Source organism: Segeticoccus rhizosphaerae, from assembly GCF_005222685.1.
Lineage (GTDB): Bacteria > Actinomycetota > Actinomycetes > Actinomycetales > Dermatophilaceae > Segeticoccus > Segeticoccus rhizosphaerae.
In genome coordinates this window covers 25850-49577 of the sequence record NZ_SWMA01000002.1, presented here as the reverse complement: position 1 = coordinate 49577, position 23728 = coordinate 25850, and the positions used below count along the sequence as shown (strand labels likewise).

At 71.4% G+C, this 23728-nt stretch carries 22 protein-coding genes; 13 read left to right on the top strand and 9 right to left on the bottom strand.

Annotated features, from left to right (window positions below; translation table 11 throughout):
- The first annotated feature begins 48 nt into the window (after positions 1-48).
- Complete coding sequence (locus FCN22_RS01745; RefSeq protein ID WP_137119821.1) at positions 49-741, top strand: CatA-like O-acetyltransferase; 693 nt, start codon at positions 49-51, stop codon at positions 739-741.
- A gap of 43 nt (positions 742-784) precedes the next feature.
- Here the strand turns inward: FCN22_RS01745 and FCN22_RS01740 are convergent, their stop codons facing one another.
- On the bottom strand, positions 785-1825 hold the full coding sequence (locus FCN22_RS01740) for a DNA polymerase IV (RefSeq protein ID WP_137120014.1): 1041 nt from the start codon (positions 1823-1825) through the stop codon (positions 785-787).
- A 188-nt stretch (positions 1826-2013) separates the two neighbouring features.
- On the opposite strand from FCN22_RS01740, the gene FCN22_RS01735 reads away from it, so the two are divergent.
- A complete protein-coding gene (locus FCN22_RS01735) occupies positions 2014-2256 on the top strand; it encodes a hypothetical protein (protein WP_137119820.1) in 243 nt (80 codons plus the stop codon).
- 3 nt (positions 2257-2259) lie between these two features.
- On the top strand, positions 2260-3660 hold the full coding sequence (locus FCN22_RS01730; protein ID WP_137119819.1) for an MbnB/TglH/ChrH family RiPP precursor modification enzyme: 1401 nt from the start codon (positions 2260-2262) through the stop codon (positions 3658-3660).
- Here the strand turns inward: FCN22_RS01730 and FCN22_RS01725 are convergent.
- A complete protein-coding gene (locus FCN22_RS01725; protein WP_373681274.1) occupies positions 3543-4076 on the bottom strand; it encodes a GNAT family N-acetyltransferase in 534 nt (177 codons plus the stop codon). The two genes, FCN22_RS01730 and FCN22_RS01725, sit on opposite strands and share 118 nt — an antisense overlap.
- A gap of 308 nt (positions 4077-4384) precedes the next feature.
- Here FCN22_RS01725 and pcrA point away from each other — a divergent pair, with 308 nt between their 5' ends.
- Entirely contained in the window at positions 4385-6778 is a 2394-nt protein-coding gene (gene pcrA, locus FCN22_RS01720; RefSeq protein ID WP_137119817.1) for a DNA helicase PcrA, read from the top strand.
- 101 nt (positions 6779-6879) lie between these two features.
- On the opposite strand, the gene FCN22_RS01715 is transcribed toward pcrA, so the two are convergent.
- The 3 genes from FCN22_RS01715 to FCN22_RS01705 form a co-directional block, all read right to left on the bottom strand.
- The gene (locus FCN22_RS01715; protein ID WP_137119816.1) at positions 6880-7674 is read right to left on the bottom strand and encodes a M23 family metallopeptidase; all 795 of its coding nucleotides are present in this window, start codon (positions 7672-7674) and stop codon (positions 6880-6882) included.
- Between the two features lie 90 nt (positions 7675-7764).
- Positions 7765-8751 carry an esterase/lipase family protein gene (locus tag FCN22_RS01710; protein ID WP_238384449.1) on the bottom strand — a complete coding sequence of 329 codons (987 nt, stop codon included), beginning with the start codon at positions 8749-8751 and terminating at the stop codon, positions 7765-7767.
- 359 nt (positions 8752-9110) lie between these two features.
- On the bottom strand, positions 9111-9386 hold the full coding sequence (locus FCN22_RS01705; RefSeq protein ID WP_202911344.1) for an SHOCT domain-containing protein: 276 nt from the start codon (positions 9384-9386) through the stop codon (positions 9111-9113).
- Positions 9387-9511: 125 nt separating this feature from the next.
- Between FCN22_RS01705 and icmB the strand changes: the two genes are divergently transcribed.
- Positions 9512-9931, top strand: coding sequence for a coenzyme B12-dependent isobutyryl CoA mutase small subunit (gene icmB / locus FCN22_RS01700; protein ID WP_137119814.1), 420 nt, complete (start codon positions 9512-9514; stop codon positions 9929-9931).
- 254 nt (positions 9932-10185) lie between these two features.
- Positions 10186-12264, top strand: a complete 2079-nt coding sequence (locus FCN22_RS01695; RefSeq protein ID WP_137119813.1) for a M4 family metallopeptidase — start codon at positions 10186-10188, stop codon at positions 12262-12264.
- A gap of 70 nt (positions 12265-12334) precedes the next feature.
- Here FCN22_RS01695 and FCN22_RS01690 read toward each other — a convergent pair whose 3' ends face one another.
- Positions 12335-12922, bottom strand: coding sequence for a hypothetical protein (locus FCN22_RS01690; protein ID WP_137119812.1), 588 nt, complete (start codon positions 12920-12922; stop codon positions 12335-12337).
- A gap of 174 nt (positions 12923-13096) precedes the next feature.
- On the opposite strand from FCN22_RS01690, the gene sucC reads away from it, so the two are divergent.
- Both sucC and sucD read left to right on the top strand, forming a co-directional pair.
- Positions 13097-14281: an ADP-forming succinate--CoA ligase subunit beta gene (gene sucC / locus FCN22_RS01685; protein ID WP_137119811.1), complete on the top strand. Its 1185-nt coding sequence runs from the start codon at positions 13097-13099 to the stop codon at positions 14279-14281.
- A 14-nt stretch (positions 14282-14295) separates the two neighbouring features.
- The gene (gene sucD / locus FCN22_RS01680) at positions 14296-15189 is read left to right on the top strand and encodes a succinate--CoA ligase subunit alpha (protein ID WP_137119810.1); all 894 of its coding nucleotides are present in this window, start codon (positions 14296-14298) and stop codon (positions 15187-15189) included.
- 78 nt (positions 15190-15267) lie between these two features.
- Here sucD and FCN22_RS01675 read toward each other — a convergent pair whose 3' ends face one another.
- On the bottom strand, positions 15268-16689 hold the full coding sequence (locus FCN22_RS01675; RefSeq protein ID WP_137119809.1) for a hypothetical protein: 1422 nt from the start codon (positions 16687-16689) through the stop codon (positions 15268-15270).
- A complete protein-coding gene (locus tag FCN22_RS01670; protein WP_137119808.1) occupies positions 16682-17185 on the bottom strand; it encodes a SigE family RNA polymerase sigma factor in 504 nt (167 codons plus the stop codon). The genes FCN22_RS01675 and FCN22_RS01670 overlap by 8 nt, the downstream gene beginning before the upstream one ends.
- Positions 17186-17361: 176 nt before the next feature.
- On the opposite strand from FCN22_RS01670, the gene FCN22_RS01665 reads away from it, so the two are divergent.
- Positions 17362-18603, top strand: a complete 1242-nt coding sequence (locus FCN22_RS01665) for a cell division protein PerM (protein WP_137119807.1) — start codon at positions 17362-17364, stop codon at positions 18601-18603.
- Between the two features lie 126 nt (positions 18604-18729).
- Positions 18730-19920 (top strand): DNA glycosylase AlkZ-like family protein, encoded by a 1191-nt coding sequence (locus tag FCN22_RS01660; protein ID WP_137119806.1) that lies wholly within the window; start codon positions 18730-18732, stop codon positions 19918-19920.
- Here the strand turns inward: FCN22_RS01660 and FCN22_RS01655 are convergent.
- Positions 19910-20302 carry a hypothetical protein gene (locus FCN22_RS01655; RefSeq protein WP_162308098.1) on the bottom strand — a complete coding sequence of 131 codons (393 nt, stop codon included), beginning with the start codon at positions 20300-20302 and terminating at the stop codon, positions 19910-19912. The two genes, FCN22_RS01660 and FCN22_RS01655, sit on opposite strands and share 11 nt — an antisense overlap.
- Before the next feature lie 70 nt (positions 20303-20372).
- Between FCN22_RS01655 and purN the strand changes: the two genes are divergently transcribed.
- The 3 genes from purN (at position 20373) to FCN22_RS01640 (ending at position 23696) form a co-directional block, all read left to right on the top strand.
- The gene (purN, locus tag FCN22_RS01650) at positions 20373-21026 is read left to right on the top strand and encodes a phosphoribosylglycinamide formyltransferase (protein WP_238384448.1); all 654 of its coding nucleotides are present in this window, start codon (positions 20373-20375) and stop codon (positions 21024-21026) included.
- On the top strand, positions 21023-22618 hold the full coding sequence (gene purH, locus FCN22_RS01645; protein WP_137119803.1) for a bifunctional phosphoribosylaminoimidazolecarboxamide formyltransferase/IMP cyclohydrolase: 1596 nt from the start codon (positions 21023-21025) through the stop codon (positions 22616-22618). Before purN ends, purH begins: the two co-directional genes overlap by 4 nt.
- A 91-nt stretch (positions 22619-22709) precedes the next feature.
- The gene (locus FCN22_RS01640) at positions 22710-23696 is read left to right on the top strand and encodes a DMT family transporter (protein WP_137119802.1); all 987 of its coding nucleotides are present in this window, start codon (positions 22710-22712) and stop codon (positions 23694-23696) included.
- Positions 23697-23728: the final 32 nt, after the last annotated feature.

The following is a 23728-nucleotide window of genomic DNA, read 5'->3' as shown; positions in this document are numbered from 1 at the left end:
GAGGTGAGGCGCCGCAGGCGACCCGGTAACGTCCGCGGCGTGTCTGCCATGGCTGACCGACCGCCTCGACGAGCAACCGCTGGCCCGCGGTCGCTCGTCCGACCCGTTGATCTCGCCACGTGGCCCCGCCGGGCGCACTTCGAGCACTACTCCGATCGCGTTCCCTGCACCTACAGCGTGACCCTGCAGCTGGACGTGACCGAGTTCCGCCGGGCGCTGTCCGACGCGCGGCGGAAGACCTACCCGGCACAGATCTGGGCGATCGCCACGGTGGTCAACCGTCACGACGAGTTCCGTATGGCCGTCGACGACCTCGGTCGCCCGGCCGTGTGGGAGACGGTGCACCCGGCCTTCACCGTCTTCAATCCCGAGCGAGAGACCTTCGCGGCGGTCTGGACGCCCTACGACCCGGACTTCTCGCCCTTTCACGAACGCGTCGTCGATCTGCTTCGAGAACACCGCAGCGCCACCTCGATGTTTCCCCAAGGGGACCTCCCGGAGGACGTGTTCGACATCTCCAGCCTGCCCTGGATGCACTTCACCGGCTTCAACCTCGACATCGTGGAAGGGCATCGTCACTACCTGCCGATCGTCACGCTCGGCCGTTTCGACGAGCGGGACGGCCGAACCCACATGCCTATCGCGGTCCAGATCCACCACGCGGTCGCCGACGGGTTCCACGTCGCGCGCCTTGCCCGCGAGCTGCAGGATCTGCTCAGCCGACCGGACTGGCTCTGCTGAGGGGCGCGACCTCGCGGGCCGGCGAGCTGGGCCGGGTGCGCGATCAGTAGCCGCCGGGTGGCTCCGTCATCTCGGCCCGCACACCCAGGAGCCGGATCGGCCGGTTGTCCTCCAGGCGGTGCAGCAGGCCCAACGCGGTCGAGGCGATGATGCCTGCGTCGTAGGTGGGTTCGGCCAGCTTGCGGATCCGCGTCGTGGTGAAGAACGGCGCGAACCGCACCTTGAGGTGGACGCGGGCGCAGGGCCGGCCCTCCCTGCGGATGTCCTCGACCACCTGGTCGGCGAGAGACCGCAGTGCGTCGGCGATCTCCGACTCCTCGACGAGGTCGTGCTGGTAGGTCGTCTCGCGGCCGTGCGCCCTGGGCACCCACGGCGTGTCGTCCACCGTGGCACTGCCGACGCCTCGGCCCAGCCGGCCGTAGTGCGGTCCCATGCTGGGGCCGAACTCGGCCACCAGCACTGCCTCCTCGGCGTCAGCGAGCTGACGCACGGTCTGGATGCCGCGGTCGGCGAGTCGCTGCTGGATGCGGCGTCCCACCCCCCACAGAGCATCCGTCGGCCGGTCGCCCATCACCTCGAACCAGTTGTGCGCGGTGAGCCGGAACACGCCCTGCGGCTTGCCGAACTCGGTCGCGATCTTGGCACGCACGAGCGTGTCGCCGATCCCGACCGAGCAGTGCAGTCGGGTCGCCGTGAGCACGTCCGCCTGGGCCTGACGAGCAAAGGCCTCGGGATCCTCGGTCTGGACGCCGACGAACGCCTCGTCCCAACCGAGCGCCTGAACCACGACGTCAGGCAGCTCTCGCAGCGTCTGCATCACCTGCGCTGACGCGGCCAGGTAGGTGGGGGTGTCCACGGGCAGCAGCACCGCCTGCGGGCAGCGCCGCACCGCGACCTTCAGCGGCATCCCCGACCGCACGCCGAACTCGCGAGCCGCATAGGACGCGGTCGAGACCACGGCGCGCTCGGCGGGGTCGCCCCGACCTCCGACGATGAGGGGCAGCCCGGCCAGCTCGGGCCGTCGCAGCACCTCGACCGCAGCGATGAACTGGTCGAGGTCCACGTGCAGCACCCAGCGCGCCATACGCCCATCCTGCCGTGCAGCACCGACGAGGACGACGGGTTCACGTTCCACCGGGTGAACGTCGTATTCAGGATCGGGACGCATCTGTGGCGCCGAACGTGGGTTGGCGCGGGGTATCACGGTCAGGCGAAGCCGCTCCTTGAAGGTGCCGCACGCCGGGTGCGGCGCGCATCTCAAGGGAGACCGTCATGCATGCCGAGCTCAACCCACAACCGTTGCCGCCCAAGGCCATCAGCGTCTTCGCGGCGTCCGACGTCCTCTGGGACTTCGACAAGTTCAGTCAGGCGCTCCGCAGCGTCCTGGACCGCGCCGGCCACGCCGGCTGCACGTCCGGCCTGCAGCTGGAGTGGCGCAACTTCGAGCAGTACTACATCAACCCGAAGCTCGAGGCCACGCCCGTCGCGTCTCGCGAGCAGTCGTTCGGGGCCTGAACGGTGTCCGCGTCGCCCCACCTCGAGCTGGGCGTCGGCGTCATCGCCACCGGCGGCATCGACCGCCTGTGGGACGAGATCGCCGACCTGGTCGACGTGGTCGAGGTGGAGCCCCAGACGTTGTGGGGCGATGCGGGCAGTCGTCGGATCAACCGGGCCGCGCTCGACTGGGTGCTTGCCCGGGACCGCCCGCTGCTCAGCCACGGCGTGGGCTACCCGGTGGGTGGCACGACCGCGCCGGAGCGCGACGGCGTCCGTGCGTCCGCCCGCTCGGCCAGCGAGCTCGGCGCGTCGCACTGGAGCGAGCACCTGTCCTTCAACCAGGCAGCCGGACCGGACGGGCGCCGGTATGCCGGTTACCTGCTCCCGCCCATCCCCACCCCCGAGGCCGCGGCGGCCGCGATCGCCCACATCGGCGTCTACCAGGACCAGCGCGACGAGCCGTTCCTGGTCGAGACGCCCACGAGCTACCTCAGCGCCGTGCCCGGTGACCTGACCGACGGTGAGTTCGTCGCCGCCATCGCGGAGGGTGCCGACTGCGGCATTCTGCTCGACCTGCACAACATCTGGGCCAACGAGCTCAACGGCCGCCAGAGCGTCGAGGACTTCCTCGACCAGATTCCCTTGAAGCGAGTTCGTGAGGTCCACGTCGCGGGCGGCGACTACCTCGGTGAGTGCTACCTCGACTCCCACGTGGGTCCGGTGGCGCCCGAGGTGCTCGAGCTGGCACGCCGGGCGCTACCTCGCTTGCCGAACGTGCGGGCGGTGCTCTTCGAGGCGGTGCCGCACTCCATCGCCCAGATGGGCGTCACCGGACTGCGGCGCGTCCTGACCGACATCCACACGGTCGTGGCTGCCGCCGGGCGGCCCCCGTCCGCCGCCGGGCAGTCCCTAGCCGTGGAGCAGCACCCAGCCGCCGCCGGTCCTACCGGTCGGTCGACGATCCCCCCGGTCCACCACTCGAGAGGGGACACCGCCCGCCGGGAGGCGGAGCTGCTCGGCTACACCACCCGAGCCAGCGACGAACTCCCGGACGACGACCCCGGCGCCGAGGTGCTGCGCCATCTCACCGACCAGGCGCGACTGTCCCTGCTCGTCGGGACCCACCGCGCTGCGCTGGCGGCCCTGATGAGCGCCCTGGGCCCGGCCGCCGCGCGCGGCGCGCTCAACGAGTTCCTGGCGACGACACCGGCCACGGCGTGGCCGCAGGAGCAGGGCGCAGCCTTCGACGACTGGTTCCTCCGTTTCGCCGGTGCGGGACGCCTGACCGCACCGGACGGCCGACGTCACCCGTCGCGACCGGTGGCCGGGGCGGCGGCCGGTGCACCGAGGGCGGCCAGCGGCTCGCCGTCCATCCGGAACACCGTCCACTCGTCCAGGGCCACCGCGCCGAGACTGCGGTAGAAGCCGATCGACGGCTCGTTCCAGTCCAGGACCCACCACTCCAGGCGCGGGTAGCCACGCTCGACGCACAGCTGGGCGAGGGTGCGCAGCAACTGCTTGCCGAGACCCGAGCCCCGCTGCTCGGGCAGCACGAAGAGGTCCTCGAGCCACATCCCGGGCCGCCCGGTCCAGGTCGAGAAGGTGAGGTACCACAAAGCCATGCCGACGACCTCGCCGTCCGCCTCCGCGACGTGCGCGTATGCCGTCGGGCCGCCCTCGGCGGGAAACAGCGCCTCCCTGAAGTCGTCCTCCGTCGCGTCGACCGCGTCCGGCTCCTTCTCGTAGACGGCGAGCGCGCGCACGAGGCGCAGGATCGCGGGGACGTCTCCCGGTGCTGCCGGACGGACGGGCGAGTTCGAGGTCGTGGTCACCGTCACGTCCTACCGCACGTCCGCGAAACCCGGCAACTCGCGCCCGTGGCCTCGATCCGTCCCCCCCTGTCGTCGCCGACCCGCTGGACTGGGTCGGCTCCTCGGCGCTCCGGTCCTCGCTCCGCTGCGATCCTCACGCTGTCGTCGCCGACCCGCTGGACTGGGTCGGCTCCTCGGCGCTCCGGTCCTCGCTCCGCTGCGATCCTCACGCTGTCGTCGCCGACCCGCTGGACTGGGTCGGCTCCTCGGCGCTCCGGTCCTCGCTCCGCTGCGATCCTCACGCTGTCGTCGCCGACCCGTAGGCTGGAGGAGATATGAGCACGCTCTTCGATGACCTCCCCATGCCCGGACTCCCGCCAGCCGCCGCGCGGGGCGACGTGGACCACCGCGGAGTGCCCACCTGGGCCGAAGCCGCCGGTGAGCCGCCGGCGTCGGCGGGCACACGGCATACCGACGCTCCCGGAGCCCAGGACCCGGAGGCGCTGCTGGCCGGGCTGAACCCCCAGCAGCGGGAGGCCGTCGTGCACGAGGGGGCGCCGCTGCTCATCGTGGCAGGCGCCGGCTCGGGCAAGACCCGCGTGCTGACCCACCGGATCGCCTACCTGCTCGCGGCTCGCGGCGTCCAGCCCGGGCAGATCCTCGCGATCACCTTCACCAACAAGGCGGCCGCCGAGATGCGCGAGCGCGTCGCGGCACTGGTCGGCGGGCGCAGCAAGGCGATGTGGGTGTCGACCTTCCACTCCGCGTGCGTGCGGATCCTGCGCCGTGAAGCGGGGCACGTCGGCCTGAAGTCGACCTTCTCGATCTACGACGCCGCCGACAGCCAGCGGCTCATGTCGATGGTCATGCGCGAGCTCGACCTCGACCCGAAGCGCTATCCGCCACGATCGTTCTCCCACCAGGTGTCCAACCTCAAGAACGAGCTGGTCGACGAGGAGACGTTCGCCGGGCAGGTGGGGGAGGGCACCCACCAGGAGCGGATGCTGTCCGAGGCCTACACGATGTACCAGCGGCGGCTGCGGCAGGCCAACGCGCTGGACTTCGATGACCTGATCATGATGACGGTCCACATGCTGCAGGCCTTCCCCGACGTCGCCGAGCACTACCACCGACGGTTTCGGCACGTGCTGGTGGATGAGTACCAGGACACCAACCACGCGCAGTACCAACTGGTCCGGGAACTGGTCGGACAGGGAGGCGGAGAGGGGGAGCATGCCGTGCCGCCGGCGGAGCTGGCCGTGGTGGGCGACGCCGACCAGTCCATCTACGCGTTCCGTGGCGCGTCGATCCGCAACATCGTGGAGTTCGAACAGGACTACCCCCACGCCCGGACCACCCTGCTCGAGCAGAACTACCGTTCCACCCAGACCATCCTGCAAGCGGCCAACGCGGTCATCGCGAAGAACTCCGAGCGTCGGCCCAAGAGACTGTGGACCGACTCCGGGGCGGGCACGAAGATCATCGGCTACGTGGCGGACTCCGAGCACGACGAGGCGGCGTTCGTCGCGCAGCAGATCGACACGCTCGGGGACGAACACGGCGTCAAGCCCCGCGACGTCGCGGTCTTCTACCGCACCAACGCCCAGTCCCGAGCCCTCGAGGAGGTGCTCGTGCGGGTCGGCCTGCCCTACAAGATCGTCGGCGGCACCCGGTTCTACGAGCGCCGTGAGGTCAAGGACGCGCTGGCCTACCTGCGCGTCATCTCCAACCCCGCCGACACGGTCAACCTGCGGCGGATCGTCAACACCCCGAAGAGGGGAATCGGTGACCGGGCCCAGGCCTGCGTGGCGGCGCTGGCCGAACGCGAGCGAATTCCCTTCGTCGCCGCCCTCGGCCGCGCGGCCGACGCCCCGGGCATCGCGACGCGCTCGGTCACCGCGATCGCGGCCTTCACGTCGCTGCTCGAGGCGCTGCGCACAGTTCACGAGGGCGGCTCGGGGGTCGGCGAGCTGCTCGAGGCGGTTGTCGAGCAGAGCGGTTACCTCGACGAGCTGCGCCGGAGCCAGGACCCCCAGGACGAGACACGGGTGGAGAACCTCGCCGAGCTCATAGCGGTGGCAAGGGAGTTCGACGAGACCTATCCCGATGGGACGCTCGAGGACTTCCTCGAGCAGGTGTCACTCGTGGCAGACGCCGACGAGATCCCCGACGGTGAGGCGGACGACGGCGGAGTCGTCACGTTGATGACCTTGCACACGGCGAAGGGACTCGAGTTCCCGGTGGTCTTCCTCACCGGCATGGAGGACGGCACCTTCCCCCACCTGCGCGCGCTGGGCGACCCCCAGGAGCTGGAGGAGGAGCGGCGGCTCGCCTACGTCGGCATCACGAGGGCACGCGAGCGCCTGCACCTGTCGCGAGCGGTGGTGCGCTCGGCGTGGGGAGCGCCGTCATACAACCCAGCCTCCCGGTTCCTCGCCGAGGTCCCGGAGGAGCTGATCGACTGGCAGCGCACGGAATCCACCGGTATGCGACCGTCGTCGACCCCGGCCGTGGCTCGGCTCGCAGGACGTCCCGGTGTCCGCTCACCGGGCAACCGCCCGGTGATCTCGTTGCACGCCGGGGACCGCGTCACGCACGACTCCTTCGGGCTCGGCTCGGTGGTGCGCGTCGAGGGCGAGGGGGAGAAGGCGATGGCTCACGTCGACTTCGGCGGCGACGCCGGCGTCAAACGCCTGCTGCTGCGCTACGCCCCGGTCGAGAAGCTCTGACGTCGGATTCGGCGTGGCTGCGGCGAACGGCACAATTCGCGGCGAAGCGCACAGGTAGAGGTGTGCCGCTCGTCGGCAACCGTGCCACTCGTCGCGTGACCTCAGACGAGGTTGCGGGCGGCGAGCCAGGGCATCGGGTTGATCGGTGCCCCGCCACCGGGGTGGATCTCCAGGTGCAGATGCGGCCCGGTCGAGCGGCCGGTGTTGCCCGAGTAGCCCACGACCTCACCGGGCGTGACGCTCTCGCCGGGCACGACCGCGCGGGACGACAGATGGAAGTAGTAGGACACGGTGCCGTCCCAGTACTCGATCTCGACCCGGTTGCCCGAGGTGGCGTTGTAGCTCACCGCGGTCACGGTGCCGCTGGACATGGCGCGCACGGGCGTGCCCATCGGGACGCTGAAGTCGCTGCCGGCGTGCAGACGCCCCCACCGATAGCCGAACCCAGACGTGTAGTGCATCCCGCTCACCGGCTGGACCCACGACTGAGCCGCCTCGCGGCGCTCCCTTTCGCGTTGCTCCGCCGCCTCGGCCCTGGCCCCGGCCCGGGCCTCGCGGCGGGCCGCCTCCCTGCGCTCCTTGACGAGCTGCGCGGCCTCTTGCTGCTGCGCGCGGACCTCCCTGACGGCCGACGCCACCCGGTCAGCCGAGCGTGACACCTGGCGCTGGAGCTCCGCGCGGTCCATGACGTCCTGGCCGGCGTCCCGCGCCGTGGCGTGCATCGAGGACCGCGCCCCGTCGAGCACGGGACGCTGGGCGGCAGGTGCGGCACCAGTGCTCGTCAACAGGATCGTCCCGGTGGCAGCCGCCAGCAGCAGGCTGGTATGACGTGACGCCGCGCCCGCACGCCGGGCACGGGGGGCACGGTGGCGGCCGTGGTACTGCCGACGCGGCACAGCGGGGCCTTTCGGGAACGCGGGAGGACACGAGAAGGTCACGAGGATACCGAGCCACCTGACGCGCGGCAAAACCGCTGCCGCGGCTCGTCAGCGCCGGTGGCTGGGGGAGCGCCGGCCGGTCTCCAGCTGGGTGACGCCGGCGGTGCGGGTCGAGCCGTCCTGCGCGAGGTGGGCCAACGTGGTGGAGATGCCGTGGACCACTGAGCCGTTGATCGGCAGGCTCATGTGCCCGACTCCCTGCAGCGGGATGTTGTGCGCGATGAGGTCGGGATGGGTGATCCGCCCGTGTTCCTGGGGCACGACCAGGGGATCGATGTCGGACCAGTAGGCCACGAACCGGGTCATGCAGCCCGGGGCCGGCTCCTCCAGCTCCCGCATCAGGGCGCTGTCCGGGCGGAGCTGGCGGCCCAGCCGAAGCGGCAGGACGTAGGCATCGCAGGTTCCACCGTGGGGCGTGCCCAGGGTGACCAGTGTGTGCACGCGTGCGTCCCCGCCGAGCCGGGTCACGTAGTAGCGCGCGATCAGCCCACCGAGACTGTGCCCCACCACATGGATGCGCTCGTAGCCCGTCTCGGCCACCAGCTCCTCGACCTGCTCCGCGAGGCGCGCGGCGGCGGTCCGCACGTCGGTGGTGAGCGGCGAGTAGTTGATCGAGAGGACGCGCCCGAAGCCGCGCCGCCGCAGCCCACGGGACAGCAGCGTGAAGATGGAGCGGTTGTCGACCATGCCGTGGACCAGCAGGATCGGCGTCCCCGCGGCCTCCACGTCGCTGATGAGCAACCCCCGCTGCACCGGTGGCAGGTGCTCCACGCCGTAACCGTGGCCGCCGCGGCGGTCGCCGCGGGCCAGCGCCCCGAACGGGTAGAGCGCGAGGTGAGTGCCCACCCACGCGGCCTCGACCGCCGCTCCAGCGAGTCCGCTCGGTGTGGCCAGCCTGCGGCCGGCACGGACCAGGGACCGTGCCACCGCACCGGGGAGTCCGTCCCGCAGCGTTGCGTCATCGTCGCTTCGGGTCCGGCCGGTGCCGTCGGTCGTGCGGGGCGCCGACCAGGGCCAGGGGAGCGACACAGTCACGTGGCTGGCTCCTTCGGGTCTGGGCGGCGCTCGGTGGCCGGGGCGCCGGTCTGGTCCGGCCGACCGTACTGCGAAAGCGGCCCCCGTGCACGCACCTTGGCTCCACGACGAGCCGGACCTGCGCACCCGTGAGAACAGCCGATCCATCGTGTCGCTCGGGTCAGCTGCCCTGGATGCGTCAGGCCGGCTGGTTTCGGCAGGCGACCCGCTCACTCAGGCTCGGCAAGTGTTCGTGAACGTGAAACTTGCTCTGGTGGCCGCTGGAGCGCTCCCGGAGCTCGCTTGCAAGTTGTCGGCCTCGTGCTGCCAGATGCGCGAGTTGAGGTCGACGCGCTTGCCGCCGTGCCCGCTTGACGACGTCACCGGTGCTGACTCGCGCGACGCCTGGCCAGGCGTTCGTGTATCGCGGTGTAGGTGTCGGCGTCGATCTCGCCAGAGGCGAACCGGCGGTCGGCAATCTCCTCCGGCGTCTCCCTCGGCGCAGGTCCCCCGCCGCGGGCATCGTCGTGTCTGGAGGGCTGCTGGGTGAGGCGAACCACCGCCCAGACGATCAAGCCGATCAGCACGATCCACAGCAGGGACATGAAGATCATCCAGATCCAGCCTCCGCTGTTCCAGTACATCATCGTCCTCACCTCTTCCTCCACGCCTTCACGCTCATCATCCCTCGGGATCGAGGGAGCCGAGAGGGCCCTTGGTCCCGTCGACAGCATCCCGACACGGCGCGGCGTCGCGCACCGGCTGCGGTTAGTCTGCACCTATGACGCAGACGACCGACCCCGGCACCAGCCCGCTCCGGATCCTGGTGGCCAAGCCAGGACTCGACGGCCACGACCGCGGGGCCAAGGTTGTCGCGCGAGCGCTTCGGGACGCGGGTATGGAGGTCGTCTACACCGGGCTGCACCAGACCCCCGAGCAGATCGTCGAGGCGGCCATCCAGGAGGACGTCGACGCGGTCGGCCTGTCCGTGCTCTCCGGGGCGCACATGACCCTCTTCGCGAAGGTGGCCGAGCTGCTCAAGACCAGGGATGCCTCCGACATCGTGGTCTTCGGAGGCGGGATCATCCCCGACGGCGACATCCCCCAGCTCGACGAGCTCGGTGTGGCGAAGGTGTTCACCCCCGGCGCCACGACGACCGAGATCGTCGAGTGGGTTCGCGGCAACGTCGAACGGCATTGAGGGACGGTTCTTTACCCTTCCGCGCGTCCAGTCGGTGAACCCGCCTTGCCCTTCACGGTGACGGTGGGTTGTGGCCAGTGTTTGGCAAAGATTGCACAAGGGCCATTGACCTCCTCCCCGCCGGTCCGCGAGCGTCTGCCACCGGCCCGGGACGAGATCGGTCGGCTCACCTCGCCAGCTCGCGTCACCTCGTGACGCCAGACCTCTCCGGGTGGATCGCGCCATCAACCGATGGCCCCGAGAAGGAGATGTCCGTGAACCGACTGACATGCGGTATGGCGTGTGGCGCACTGGTCGCCGCGGCGGCCCTGGCCCCAGCAGGGAGTGCCCTTGCGACCGGACACGAAGGCGCCGCGGCGCCTGGTGCCGTCCAGGGCGACTCGCACCGCGCCATACAGGCTGAGCAGGCCCGTGCCGACACCATGGCGAAGCGACTGTCGCTGGGCGCCCGGGAGAGGCTGGAGGTCAAAGCCGTCACGAAGGACCCCGACGGGACCACCCACGTGCGCTACGACCGCACCTTCGCCGGTCTGCCGGTCGTCGGCGGTGACCTGGTCGTCCACCGGGGCGCGGGCGGTGCCATCGAGGGCGTGAACGACAACGCCTCCGGCAAGGTCTCGGTCGCCTCGACGACACCGACGGTCGCTGCCGCGGTGGCCCGGCACACCTCGCTGCAGCAGGCGCACCTGGCAGGCGAGAGGAGCTCCGACACCCTGGTCGTCTTCGCCGGGCAGGGGGCCCCGAGGCTGGCCTACGACGTGGTGGTCAAGGGGTTCCGTCCCGACCAGACCCCGAGCCGGCTGCACACGATCGTCGACGCCCGCAACGGCAAGACGCTGGCCACGTGGGACGACATCCAGAACGGCACCGGTCACGGGATCTTCGTGGGCACGGTCACCATCGGCAGCGGGCCCGTGTCCGGCGGCTACCAGCTGAAAGACGGACACGGCAACTACACGACCGACCTGCGCGGCGCCACCTCCGGGACGGGCACGACCTTCACCGACGCCGATGACGTCTGGGGCAACGGGAGCGTGAGTGACCGGGCGTCGGCTGCCGTCGACGCGCAGTACGGCGCCGAGAAGACCTTCGACTTCTACCAGAACGTCATGGGCCGGGATGGCATCTGGGACGACGGCCGGGGAGCCCGCTCGCGTGTCCACTACGGAAACAACTACGTCAACGCGTTCTGGGACGGCACCCAGATGACCTACGGCGACGGCTCGGGCAACACCCGTCCGCTGGTCGAGCTGGACGTCGCGGCACACGAGATGAGCCACGGCGTCACCGAGAACACCGCCGGGCTCAACTACTACGGTGACGCCGGCGGGCTCAACGAGGCGACCAGCGACATCTTCGGGACCGCCGTGGAGTTCTACGCGGACAACCCGAACGACGTGGGCGACTACCTCATCGGCGAGGAGATCGACATCAACGGCAACGGCACGCCGTTGCGCTACCAGGACAAGCCGTCCCGCGACGGCAGCAGCCCCAACTGCTGGTCCAGCTCGGTGTCGGGCCTCGATCCGCACTACTCGTCCGGCCCGCTCAACCACTGGTTCTACCTCGCCTCCGAGGGATCCGGAGCCAAGACGATCAACGGCGTCAGCTACGACAGCCCGACCTGCGACGGCCAGAGCATGTCCGGGATCGGCCGTGCGAAGGTCGAGAAGGTCTGGTACCGCGCTCTGTCGACCTACCTGACGTCCGGCAGCACCTACAAGGACGCCCGCAACGCCGCCATCCGGTCCGCCAAGGACCTCTACGGCGACGGGACCGAGTGCACCGGGATCCAGAACGCCTTCGACGCGATCGCCGTCCCGGCCGGGGCACAGAGCTGCTCCGGCGCGACCGACCCCGGCGACCCGCCCTCCGGTGACAACCTGCTGCAGAACCCGGGATTCGAGTCCGGTGCGACGGTCTGGACCGGCACCAGCGGCCCCATCACCACCAACACCGGGCGCCCGGCGCACAGTGGCAGCTGGAAGATGTGGCTCGGCGGCAACGGCACGAGCGCGACCGAGTCGGAGTCGCAGCAGGTGACCATCCCGTCGGCGTCGTCGGCGGCCCTGTCGTTCTGGCTGCGCACCGACACCTCCGAGTCGACCAGCTCTTCCGCCTACGACCGCATGCAGGTGCAGGTCACCTCCGGCGGCACCACCAGGGCCCTCAGGACCTGGAGCAACCTCGACGCCACCGGCGACTACCGCAAGCAGACACTGGACCTGTCCGCCTACACCGGCAGGACGGTGACCCTGCGTTTCGTGATGCAGGAGGACTCGATGCTGCAGACCAGCTTCGTCGTCGACGACACGTCACTCACGACGGGCTGAGCCACCCGCGCACACCGGACCGGCCGTCATACCAGCAGGTATGACGGCCGGTCCCGCTGGTGTGCCCGTGTCACAGGGGCTGGCAGAGGGTGCGTTCGGCCGGCGGCTGGGTGATATCACCCAGGAGCCTGCTCAGCGGCGCGGCGAGCTTGCCCAGCCCCGGGTCGTCCAGGGAAGCGCTGTGGCGACCACTCGTGACCGTGACGAACATCTGGTCGGCGATCTTGCCCGGCGGCGTGGCGCGGGAGGAGCCGGGGACCGGCCAGTCGACGCCGTCCACCGAGGCCCGGATCTGCTCCATCAGGGCGGTGTCGACCCGGCAGCGCTGGGGGGAGCTCGCCCTGCGCGTCACCGTCGCGGTGCCGTCCGCCTGCAGCACCACCCGGTCGCGGAAACCGGCGATGCCACCGGTGCGTGACACCGTCATCGGGAAGGGAACTCGGGAGGCATCCGGCCCATGGGGGCCCTGGCCGTAGGTGGGCGACGTCGCCGGGGCGGTCGGCCTTGGCAGGCCGGTCGCCGGGCCGCTCTGCGTGCTCTCGCTGCTGACGGGCGTGGACGAAGCCGGTCCGGTGCCCCCACCGACCTCGCTCGAGCCGCACGCGGCGAGGACGAGCACCGTGGCCGGGATGCCGAGGGTCCGGATCGCGCGTGTCATGGACGTCATCATGCCGACTTGGACGCGCCGGCGGCGGCTCGGGTTGCCTCCGATCGGGAGCGCGGTGAGATCGCTCGCATTCCGGTGGTCACGGCACCCGCGCCGACCGCATGGGCCGTGGCAGGACTAGTCTGCCGTCGGACCATCCCTTCGACGACGAGGACGGATTCGCTCGTGGACCTATTCGAGTACCAAGCACGTGACGTGTTCGAGGCGCACGGCGTCCCGGTCCTGGCCGGTGCCGTCGCCAAGACCGTGGACGAGGCCGTGGCTGCGGCCGAGACGATCGGCGCAGACAGCGGCGGCGTGGTCGTCGTCAAGGCCCAGGTCAAGACCGGCGGCCGCGGCAAGGCCGGTGGCGTCAAGGTGGCCAAGACGCCGGATGAGGTCCGCACCCACGCCGAGGCGATTCTGGGGATGGACATCAAGGGCCACACCGTCCACCAGGTGATGATCGCGCAGGGCGCCCAGATCGCCGAGGAGTACTACTTCTCCGTGCTGCTGGACCGTGCCAACCGCTCCTACCTGGCGATGTGCAGCAAGGAGGGCGGCGTCGAGATCGAGCAGCTCGCGGTCGAGCGGCCCGAGGCGCTGGCCCGCATCGAGGTCGACCCGCTCGTCGGCATCGACGAGGCCAAGGCGACCGAGATCGCGCAGGCAGCCGGCTTCGGCGATGACCTGCTGCCGCAGCTGGTCGACACCTTCGGCAAGCTGTGGGACGTCTACCGCGAGGAGGACGCGACGCTGGTCGAGGTCAACCCGCTGGTCAAGACCCAGGACGGCACGATCATCGCCCTCGACGGCAAGGTGACCCTCGACGACAACGCGGGCTTCCGCCACCCCGACCACGCGGCGCTGGAGGACCAGGCGTCGGCCGACCCGCTCGAGGCCGCGGCCAAGGAGAAGGGCCTCAACTACGTCAAGCTGGACGGCTCGGTCGGCATCATCGGCAACGGTGCCGGGCTGGTCATGTCCACGTTGGACGTCGTCGCCTACGCCGGTGAGGACGTCGCCGGCCAGCCGAAGCCGGCCAACTTCCTGGACATCGGCGGTGGCGCCTCGGCCGAGGTGATGGCCAACGGGTTGCACATCATCCTGGGTGACGAGCAGGTCAAGAGCGTCTTCGTCAACGTCTTCGGTGGCATCACGGCGTGCGACGCGGTGGCCAACGGCATCGTCGGTGCGTTGAACGCCCTCGGCGACCAGGCGACCAAGCCGTTGGTCGTGCGCCTGGACGGCAACAACGTCGAGGAGGGTCGCCGCATCCTCGCCGAGGCGGCGCACCCGCTCGTCTCGATCGAGCAGACCATGGACGGTGCGGCCCGCAAGGCTGCCGAGCTGGCTTCGGCCGCGAACTGAAAGGGCTCCCACTCATGGCCATTTTTCTCAACGCTGACTCCAAGGTCATCGTCCAGGGCATGACCGGCTCGGAGGGCAAGAAGCACACCCAGCGCATGCTGGCCTCCGGCACCACCATCGTCGGTGGCGTCACGCCCGGCAAGGGCGGTCAGAAGGTCGAGTTCGAGGGCGGCGTCTCCGTTCCCGTCTTCGGCTCCGTCGCCGAGGCGGTCGAGGCGACCAGCGCCGACGTGTCGGTGATCTTCGTGCCGGCGAAGTTCGCCAAGGCGGCCGTGGTCGAGGCCGTCGACGCCAAGATCCCGCTCGCGGTCGTCATCACCGAGGGGATCGCGGTCAAGGACACCGCGGAGTTCTTCACCTACGCCCAGCAGGCCGGCACCACCCGCATCATCGGCCCGAACTGCCCCGGTCTGATCAGCCCCGGGAAGTCCAACGCCGGCATCATCCCGGCCAACATCGCCGAGGCCGGCCGGGTGGGGCTCGTCTCCAAGTCCGGCACGCTGACCTACCAGATGATGTACGAGCTGCGGGAGTTCGGCTTCTCGACCGCCATCGGCATCGGCGGGGACCCGATCATCGGCACGACCCACATCGACGCGCTCGAGGCCTTCCAAGCCGACCACGAGACCGACGCGATCGTGATGATCGGTGAGATTGGCGGCGACGCCGAGGAGCGCGCGGCCGACTACATCAAGGACCACGTCACCAAGCCGGTGGTCGGCTACGTCGCGGGCTTCACGGCCCCCGAGGGCAAGACGATGGGCCACGCCGGCGCGATCGTCTCCGGGTCGTCCGGCACCGCGGCCGCCAAGAAGGAGGCCCTCGAGGCCGCCGGCGTCAAGGTCGGCAAGACGCCGTCCGAGACCGCCGGCCTGATGAAGGAGATCATGCAGGGCCTGGCCAAGTAGCACTCGGCCCCGGCGCGGCACCGGCTCCGGTCACCGTGGGTTGGATGGCCTCGTGCGCGAGGCCGGTATGCCGGGTGCTCACCGCTGCCCGGCCAGACCCACCAGACGCTGCAGCTGGCTGAAGCCCTCGTCGCCGGGGACGCCGCCGGTCAGCGCGAAGGTCGACACGGCACCGGTGGTGCGCTGGGTCGTGACCGCCACCCAGGTGGTGATCACCGGTCCGCCATGGGGGTTGTCGAAGTCGAGCCGGAACGCCCCGGCGTGGTCGGGGTCCGGGGTGACGGTCATGCCCTCGACCCGCGCCGCGCAGGTGCGCAACGCCTGCACGAGCCGGTCACGCTCCGCCGTCGCCGCCGCGTCGTCGCTGGTCAGTCGCACCCGCTGCCTGCCGACAAACGTCCCGTCGGTCGCGGTCGCCACGGAGACGATCCCGAAGCGGCCCGCGCCCGGCGCCCCGTCCTGCGCGGTGTCGGCGTCGCAGTTGCTGATCGCGGCCTGTCCTTCCCAGTCGCCGGTCACCGAGCGGGTCGCCGCGCCGTGGGTAAGGCCCGGAGCGGACCAGGCGCTGGCGGGCACGAAGAGTGCGCCGTCCAGCAACGGACGGGGGCCGACGACGTGCATCGGCTCGTCGTCGGTGGACCCACCCGTGGAGCCGGTGGTGGGACCTGCCGCAGGCGGCGTGGCGGTGGGTGCCGGACCACCGGGCGACCTGGACAGGTCAGCGCCGCTGGTCTGCTCCAGTCGCTGTTGCGCGACGGATGCCAGGTCGCCCACCTGCTTGCGGGCGACCTGCTGGTCCCCGATCGTGCCGCTGACCGCGAGGACGCTGGTGTCGGCGCCGCTGTGCGCGACAGCGACCCACGACTGGACGCCCGCACCACCGCGGATCAGCAGGATCCTCGGCCACTCCGATCCGGACCCCTGCGTGGTGACCGCGGTGCCGTTGCAGGCCATCACCCGGGTCAGCATCGTCTCGACTGCGCGGTCTCCGGCGCTCGCCGACGACGCGCGGTAGAGCGACTGCTCACCGTTCCAACCAGCCGGCTCGGCGCGCACGTCCTCCGCCCGCACGCGTTCGCCGGGGGCCGTGGCAGGACAGGGGCCGGGGACGGGCTGGTCCGAGGGGGCCGGCACGAGACGCACCACGCCGGTGCTTCCCAGTGCGCGGCCCCACTCGGCGCTGAGGGGGAGCGGCCCGGCGATGGCCAGGGGCCTGCTCGGATCGGCTTGTGCCCCGTCGGGCGCCACGGGCGACACGGTCGCCGCGGGAGCCAGGCTGGCGTCCGGGTCGAGCTGCTGGACCCCGGTGTAACCGAGGACCAGCACGGCGGCGGCGGCAGCGGCGCCGATCGAGATGCGGCGCCGGCGGCGCGCGTTGCCCCGGGCCATCACGAAGCGCACGTCCGGCAACGGCTGGGCCTCGACGTCGTGGCGCAGCGTCCCGAGCGCGGCACGCAGCTGCTGGTCCTGCTCCTGCGTCCACCTTTCCTGCTCAGCCATGACGGGACTCCTCGCTGGTGAGGGCGGAGGCCAACTGGGCCCTGCCCCGGTGGAGGCGGGCCTTGATGGTCCCCGCGGGTGTGCCGGTCTCGGCGGCGATCTGGTCGATCGACAGGTCGGCGATGTAGTGCAGCGCGACGGACTCGCGGACCGGCGCGGACAGCGTCCGCAGCGCCTCGATGACGGCCACCCGGTTCTCGTCGGGTGGCGGCACCTCGGCGCCGGGACCGTGTCGCAGGTGGGCGCTGCGCTGGTTGGTCGTCTTGCGCCACGACGAGATGGCCAGGCGCCTGGCGACCGTGCGCACCCAGGCCCGCGGGTCGTCATACGTGCTCACGGCCGACCAGCGCTGCCACGCTCGGCTGAACGCCTCCTGCGTGCTGTCCTGCGCCAACGTCAGGTCGCCGGTGGCGGCGTAGACGAGGTGGATCACCGAGGTCGCGGTCGCGCGGTAGAACTCCTCGAAGTCCTGCTCCGGCCGGCCGTTGGCTGCCACCTGCCCACCTCCCTCGGCTGTCCGCGGGCGGTCGGATGGCCCGTCACCTGAGCAGACGCCCGGGGACGCCGCCCGGTTGCGTGCGATCTGCCGCGGCTGTGGCGCGTGTCCCAAATAGTGCCCCACTCGGCGCGCCTCGCCGCGGATCGTGATCCAACCGCGACCATGGAGGCGTCATGACTCTGCTCGAACGAACGCGCCACCTCACCGGATCCAGCTCCGACGCGGAGGCCGGACCGTGGCACCTGCGTGGCCTCGCCGCTGGCGCGGGCGTCCTCGCCGCACTGGCGTCGATGATCCTGCTCTGTCTCCCGGTGCTGGTGGCGTGGATGACCGATCCGCGGACCACCACCTCGTGGAGCTCCGCCCTCGGCGTCGGCGTCGACGGTTGGGTCCTCGCGCACGGCGCGTCGCTGCAGGTGGGCGCGGTGTCGTTGCGGATGATGCCGCTGCTGCTGACCGCCGTGCCACTGCTGGTCGCGTTGGCTGCGGCGCGGCAGCTCCTGGCCCGTCTCGCCGGTTGGCCGGGTGCCACGGCCGGCCCGGGGTGGCGCTGCCCCGCGATGGCCCAGCTGACGCTGTTCGTGCTCGCGTATGCCGTGACCGGACTCCTCGTGCCGGTGGTCGCGTCGGGAGCCGCCCGGGTCTCGCTGCCCGGCCTCGTCCCGGGGGTGCTGCTCGTGCCGGTCGTCGCGCTGCTGCTCGGACTGTGGCGCGAGCACCGGAGCGGGGTCGGCGGCCTGAGCGAGGAGGTCGCGCTCTGGTTGGGCCGTCGCACGCCGGCCTGGTTGCGCAAGGCGGTGCGCCCGGCACTGGTCGGCGCGGGCCTGCTCCTGCTCGCGGGGTTGCTCGTGGTCGTCCTGGTGCTGGTCACCCACCTGTCCCGGATCGGTCGGCTGTATGACGAGCTCGGCGCCGGCGTCGTGGGTGCCACCGTGCTGTCGGTCGGTCAAGCGCTCGCCCTGCCCAACCTGGTGCTGTGGGCGCTCGGCTGGGTGGCCGGGCCCGGTTTTGCGGTCGGTGACGTGGTGGTGACCTGGACCCATGTGGATCCCGGGGTGCTGCCGCTGGTGCCCGTGTTCGGGGCCCTGCCGCAGCCGGGCACCCTACCGCCGGGGTTGTGGTTGTCGGTCCTCGTGCCGGTCGCGATCGGCGGCGTGGTCGGCTGGCGGAGTCTGCGGGCGACCACTCGTCTGGCCACCTGGCGGGCCAAGGCGCGTGCCGCGGCGACGGCCTGTGTGCTCGCCGCAGCGCTGCTCGGTGCCCTCGCGGCGCTGGCGAGCGGGTCCCTCGGCACCGACCACCTCGCCAGTGTGGGGGTGCACGCCGTGAGCGTGGCCGGGGTGCTGCTGCTCGAGCTGGTGGCCGGTGCCCTGCTGGTGGTGTCGGTCGCGCACTGGCGCCAGTCCCGCCTCTGACGCGCCCTCTTCGTCCCACCCCTCTCGAAGTTGCTGGGACCTGGCGTCACCGGTGACGCCAAGTCCCAGCAACTTCTAAGGTGTGCGGGAGGTCCGGGTGCCGGCGCGGGCTGGGAAGGTGTCCGTATGACGCGCAGGTTGACCCGCGAGCGCCTGGCCACGATGACGCTGCGACGGCAGTTCCCGAGGGTGCGGGGGCGGCGCCGGGCCGCGGTGGTCGAGCTGTACCAGCGGCTCGGGCCGGTGCAGACGCAGGTGCCGAGGGCCGCCTTCCTCTTCGCCGCGTCCCGCCTGCCGGGAGTGCCCTACGCCGAGATCGTGGCGGCGTTCGAGTCCGAGGATCTGGTGAAGGGGAGCAACCTGCGTGGGACCGTGCACTCCTCGAAGCGAGAGCTGCACCCCTTGCTGGACGCGGTCTCGCGTCGTCCGCGGGCGCTGATGCTGCGCAACCTGCTGGGGCTGGACGCGGTCGAGCCCGAGACGCTGACCGCCGAGATCGAAAGGATCGCCACCGACTGGATCGAGCGGGATGAACTGGTCGCCCAGGTGCGCGACTGGCTCGCCGCGCGGGCAGGGTCGCCGCGGCCCGCGCTGACGACGGCGGCGGCCAACCTGGTCTGGGGGCACTCGGCGCTGGTGCGGCGACCTCCGGACCAGCGCTGGGAGACCCGCACCGACACCTGGCACCGGCACCTGCGACCGGGCGAGCCGGGCCGGGGGAGCACCCTCCTCGACGGCGGGGACGGCGGCCGGGACCTCGACCACGCGCACGACGAACTCGTCAGGCTGCACCTGGGCGCCTACGGGCCGGCGACCAGGCGGGACGTCGCGTGGTGGATGGGCGTCCGGCTGCGTGACGTGGACCGGGCGTTGGACCGGCTGGGGGACGCGGTGGTGCGACTCACCGGGCCCGGGGCCGCGACCTACCTCGACCTCGCCGAACCCCCGCGTGGCGGCTCCGACCCGGGGACGGTGCTGCTGCCGGAGTACGACGGGTTGCTGCTGGGCTACGAAGGACCTGGCCGTGGGCGGTTCCTCGACCCGCGGCACCTGCCCCGGATCTGGCGCCGGGAGAACGGGATGTTCTCACCGGGCTTGCTGCACGACGGCCGGGTCGTCGGGACCTGGCGCATGGTGAACGGCGGTCATGGCCATGGCTCACGGGTGGAGGTCATCCCGTTCGAACCCGTCGCGGGCCTGGACGAGCGGGCCGTGTCCTCGAGCGCCGCGGCCGTGGCGCTCGCACTCGCTCTGGAGCTGGACGACCTACGCGTCCTTGCCCCCGAGTGGGCCCGGCGAGCACTGGTCAGCCGCTGAGCAGGAAGTCGCTGAGCGGCCCGGTGCCGCCCTGCTGCCGGCAGTCCGCGACGGCGGCGTGGGTGTTGGCGCCCTGCATGCACTCGCGGAAGTCGCGGTTGAACGCGTAGGCGCCCGCCGACAGGGCCACCACGGCCGACAACCCCACCACCAGCACCAGGCCCACTCCCGACCAGAGGGTGGTCGCCCGCGGTGCGCCGTCGTGGTTCAGCAGCCGGATGGCCCGCACCGACTCGAACGCGGCCGGCACGAGGGCGACCAGCGCCACCGCCTGGTAGGGCATCGGCATCTCGGTGGCGAGGAAGCCGAGCAGCATGAGCACGGCGGCGCGACGGGAGTGCACGAGTCCGCGAGGCGCCTTGCGGCTCTCGCCGGTGGACATTCCTCACCCCCGTGCTCGGCGTTCGACTCGGGTCCGGAGCGCACCGGACCTTCGGATATCGTCTCTCATCGTGACGAGTGCCTCTGACACCGGGTCGGCCCGGGCCGGAACCTCGGGCACGCCCCACCCGATCGTCGTGCTCGTCTCCGGAACCGGCACCAACCTCCAGGCGCTGATCGACGCCAGCGCCGATCCCGCCTACGGAGTGCGGATCGCCGCCGTGGGAGCCGATCGCGACGGCATCGAGGGACTGGCCCGGGCCGAGCGGGCCGGCATCCCCACCTTCGTGCTGCGGGTCACGGACTTCCCGACCCGCGAGGAGTGGGACCAGGCGCTCGCCGACCGCGTCTCGTCCTACGACCCGGCGCTGGTCGTCTCGGCCGGCTTCATGAAGCTCGCCGGTGAGGCCTTCCTCGATCGCTTCGGCGGGCGCTACGTCAACACCCACCCCGCCCTCTGCCCGTCCTTCCCCGGCATGCACGGTGCCCGGGACGCCCTCGCGTACGGCGTGAAGGTCACCGGATGCACGTTGTTCGTCGTCGACGCCGGCATCGACACCGGCCCGATCGTCGCCCAGGTGCCCGTGCCGGTCGTGGACGGCGACACCGAGGAGTCGCTGCACGAGCGGATCAAGACGGCGGAGCGCAGCCTGCTCGTCGACTGCGTGGGCCGCATGTGCCGTCACGGATTCACCATCACCCAACGGAAGGTCACCCTCGCGTGAGCACCCAGCGTCCCTTGAAGCGTGCCCTCATCTCCGTCTACGACAAGACCGGCCTGGAGGAGCTGGCCCGCGGCCTGCACGAGGCCGGGGTGGCGCTGGTCTCGACCGGTTCGACCGCGGCCCGCATCGCGGACGCCGGGGTCCCGGTCTCGCGAGTGGAGGAGGTGACCGGTTTCCCGGAGTGCCTGGACGGCCGGGTCAAGACGCTGCACCCGAAGATCCACGCGGGCCTCCTCGCCGACACGCGAAACCCCGAACACGTCTCGCAGCTGGGCGAACTCGGCGTCGAGCCCTTCGACCTCGTCGTCTCGAACCTCTACCCCTTCGTCGACACGGTGATGTCGGGGGCGTCGCCCGAGGAGTGCATCGAGCAGATCGACATCGGCGGGCCGTCGATGGTGCGGGCGGCCGCCAAGAACCACGCCAGCGTCGCGATCGTGACCAGCCCCACGGCATACGCGCTCGTCCTGGAGGCGGCCCGCGGCGGTGGCTTCACCCTGGAGCAGCGGCAGCAGCTCGCGGCGGAGGCCTTCGTGCACACCGCGACGTATGACGTGGCCGTCGCCTCCTGGATGGGCAACGTCCTCACCGACACCTCGGGTGGCACCGGCTTCCCGGCCTGGGTGGGGGCGACCTGGGACAGGTCCACGGTGCTGCGCTACGGGGAGAACCCGCACCAGCGCGCGGCGCTCTACCGCAGCTGGGGCAGCGGCATCGCGTCGGCGGAGCAGCTGCACGGCAAGGAGATGTCCTACAACAACTACGTCGACGCGGACGCCGCGGTGCGGGCGGCGCACGACCAGGGCGACCAGCCGACGGTCGCGGTCATCAAGCACGCCAACCCCTGCGGCATCGCGGTCGGCGCGGACATCGCCGAGGCCCACCGCAAGGCGCACGCCTGCGACCCGCAGTCGGCCTACGGCGGCATCGTCGCCACCAACCGTCCGGTGAGCGTCGAGCTGGCGCAGCAGGTCGCGGAGATCTTCACCGAGGTCGTGGTGGCGCCTTCCTACGAGGAGGGCTCGCTGGAGGTGCTGACCCGCAAGAAGAACGTTCGCATCCTCCAGCTGCCCGCCGGCCGGGCGCGCACCGCGGACGACGTCGAGACGCGCCCGATCAGCGGCGGCATGCTGATGCAGGCCGTCGACCAGATCGACGCCGAGGGCACGGGCGCAGACGGGCAGCCGACCGGCGACGACCCGTCGCGTTGGACGCTCGTGTCGGGTGAGGCGGCCGACGGGGCCACGCTCGCGGACCTGCAGTTCGCCTGGCGCGCGATCCGGGCGGTCAAGTCCAACGCGATCCTGCTGGCTCACGACGGGGCGTCGGTCGGCGTGGGCATGGGCCAGGTCAACCGGGTGGACTCCTGCCACCTGGCCGTCCGGCGCGCCGGGGAGGAGAGGGCGCGCGGCTCGGTCGCGGCCTCCGACGCGTTCTTCCCGTTCGCCGACGGGCTGCAGGTGCTGCTGGACGCCGGGGTGCGTGCGGTCGTGGCACCGGGCGGCTCGAAGCGCGACCCGGAGGTCATCGAGGCGGCGCAGGCGGCCGGCGTGACGATGTACTTCACCGGCACCCGACACTTCTTCCACTGACCGTGCCCGTGCTCGATTCGGACCGCTTTGCTCGACTCGGACCGCTCTTGCGGGCGTCAGACGCGGCCCGGATCGAGCAAAGCGGTCTGAGGTGAGCACAGGCGGGGCGGGGGACCGGCTCTTCGGCCTGGCGCTGGCGGGAGCCGCGGCGGGCGGCGCGCTGATCGCGGTGCAGTCGCGGATCAACGGTGAGCTCAGCCACCGGCTCGGGCAGTCGATGGAGGCAGCGCTGTGGAGCTTCGGCTCGGGGCTGGCCCTGCTCACCGCCCTGCTGCTCGTCCCGGCCCTGCGCCGGGGGATGGCCCGCGTCCCTGCGGCGGTCCGGTCGGGTGAGCTGTGCTGGTGGGAGTGCATCGGCGGACTGTCCGGCGCCTGTCTGGTGGCGGTGCAGACGTACGCCGTGCCGCTCGTCGGCGTGGCCCTGTTCACCGTCGCGGTGGTCGGGGGCCAGACCCTCAGCGGGCTGGGCGTGGACCGGCTCGGGCTCGGCCCGGCCGGCCGCACCGACGTCACCCGGGCCAGGATGCTCGCCGCCCTGCTGGCCATCGTGGGGGTCGCCGTCGCCGTCTTCGGCGAGCACGGCACCTCGACGGTCGCGCTGCTCCCGGCCGTGCTGGCCTTCCTCGTCGGTGTCTCGTCCGCCGCGCAGCAGGCGGTGAACGGCAAGGTCAACGGGGTGTCCCGGCAGCCGCTGTCGACGACCTGGCTCAACTTCGCGACCGGCACCGTGCTGCTCTTGGTCCTCACCGGGATCGTGGCCCTGGCCCGGTCCGACGGCGGAGGCTCGGGCGCCGGCACGCCTCCGTGGTGGTCTTGGCTCGGCGGGCTGTGCGGGATCGGGTTCATCGCCCTGGCGGCCTGGGCGGTCCGTCACACGGGCGTGTTGCTCTTCGGGCTGGTCACGTTGTCGGGACAGCTGCTTACCGCACTCGCGCTGGACCTCGCCTCGCCCCGCACGAGGGGCCAGATCGGCACCCAGGTCGTGCTGGGTCTCGCGATCACGCTGGCCGCTGCGGCGATGGCGAGCGTCGCTGCCGGCCGGAGGCGCTCACAGGCCGCGCGCCGAGCCAGCGCCTGAATCCGGACTCAGCTGCTGGGGTGAGCGCCGCG

What these genes read in the sequence shown, in the direction of transcription:
- FCN22_RS01745 (WP_137119821.1), top strand. Translation starts at nt 49, where the DNA reads ATGGCTGACCGACCGCCTCGACGAGCAACCGCTGGCCCGCGGTCGCTC.
- pcrA (WP_137119817.1), top strand. Translation starts at nt 4,385, where the DNA reads ATGAGCACGCTCTTCGATGACCTCCCCATGCCCGGACTCCCGCCAGCC.
- FCN22_RS01740 (WP_137120014.1), bottom strand. Translation starts at nt 1,825, where the DNA reads ATGGCGCGCTGGGTGCTGCACGTGGACCTCGACCAGTTCATCGCTGCG.
- FCN22_RS01660 (WP_137119806.1), top strand. Translation starts at nt 18,730, where the DNA reads ATGACGCGCAGGTTGACCCGCGAGCGCCTGGCCACGATGACGCTGCGA.
- FCN22_RS01690 (WP_137119812.1), bottom strand. Translation starts at nt 12,922, where the DNA reads ATGACACGCGCGATCCGGACCCTCGGCATCCCGGCCACGGTGCTCGTC.
- FCN22_RS01735 (WP_137119820.1), top strand. Translation starts at nt 2,014, where the DNA reads ATGCATGCCGAGCTCAACCCACAACCGTTGCCGCCCAAGGCCATCAGC.
- FCN22_RS01665 (WP_137119807.1), top strand. Translation starts at nt 17,362, where the DNA reads ATGACTCTGCTCGAACGAACGCGCCACCTCACCGGATCCAGCTCCGAC.
- FCN22_RS01655 (WP_162308098.1), bottom strand. Translation starts at nt 20,302, where the DNA reads ATGTCCACCGGCGAGAGCCGCAAGGCGCCTCGCGGACTCGTGCACTCC.
- FCN22_RS01675 (WP_137119809.1), bottom strand. Translation starts at nt 16,689, where the DNA reads ATGGCTGAGCAGGAAAGGTGGACGCAGGAGCAGGACCAGCAGCTGCGT.
- icmB (WP_137119814.1), top strand. Translation starts at nt 9,512, where the DNA reads ATGACGCAGACGACCGACCCCGGCACCAGCCCGCTCCGGATCCTGGTG.
- sucD (WP_137119810.1), top strand. Translation starts at nt 14,296, where the DNA reads ATGGCCATTTTTCTCAACGCTGACTCCAAGGTCATCGTCCAGGGCATG.